1 rRNA gene (only partly in view) is annotated in these 943 nt (G+C 55.7%); it reads right to left on the reverse strand.

The features are described from left to right. Window positions 1–943, reverse strand: a 23S ribosomal RNA gene (locus tag ASG05_RS05415) (its annotated part extends 985 nt beyond the left edge of the window); the annotation flags it as partial.

The following is a 943-nucleotide window of genomic DNA, read 5'->3' on the forward strand; positions in this document are numbered from 1 at the left end:
TGGGCTTCATTTCAGAGCTTGCACCCCTCCACTTAACCTTCAGGCACCGGGCAGGCGTCAGGCCCTATACGTCGTCTTGAAGCCGACTTAGCAGAGCCCTGTGTTTTTGCTAAACAGTCGCTACCCCCTGGCCTGTGCCCCCCAACAGAGCTTGCGCCTAGTTGGGGCCTCCTTCTTCCGAAGGTACGGAGGCAATTTGCCGAGTTCCTTCAGGACACTTCTCTCAAGCGCCTTGGTATACTCTACCTGACCACCTGTGTCGGTTTCGGGTACGGTCTATACGGTGGGGCTATTTCCCGGGACAGCTTCGAAGCCGGATCAATCCGATAAGATCCGACAACACACGCCATCCGTCACACACCACCAGGCCCACGAATATTAACGTGGTTCCCATCGACTACCCCCTTCGGGCTCGTCTTAGGGGCCGGCTCACCCTGCGCGGATTAGCCTTGCGCAGGAACCCTTGGTCTTTCGGCGAGAGGGCATCTCACCCTCTTTATCGCTACTCATGTCTGCATTCGCACTTCCGATACCTCCACGACCCATTACCAGATCGCTTCACAGGCGTACGGAACGCTCCGCTACCGCGTGCACAAAGTGCACACCCTAAGCTTCGGTGCGTGTCTTGAGCCCCGTTACATCTTCGCCGCAGGAACCCTTGTTTAGACCAGTGAGCTGTTACGCTTTCTTTAAAGGATGGCTGCTTCTAAGCCAACCTCCTGGTTGTTTTGGGATTCCCACATGCTTTCCCACTTAGACACGACTTGGGGACCTTAGCTGTAGGTCAGGGCTGTTTCCCTTTTGACGACGGACCTTAGCACCCGCCGTCTGTCTCCCGGATATCACTCTTATGTATTCGGAGTTTGGTTAGTATTGGTAGATCTCGCGACCCCCGCAACCATCCAGTGCTCTACCCCATAAGGTGTCCATCCGAGGCACTACC

It is taken from the genome of Frigoribacterium sp. Leaf186 (assembly GCF_001423905.1).
Lineage (GTDB): Bacteria > Actinomycetota > Actinomycetes > Actinomycetales > Microbacteriaceae > Frigoribacterium.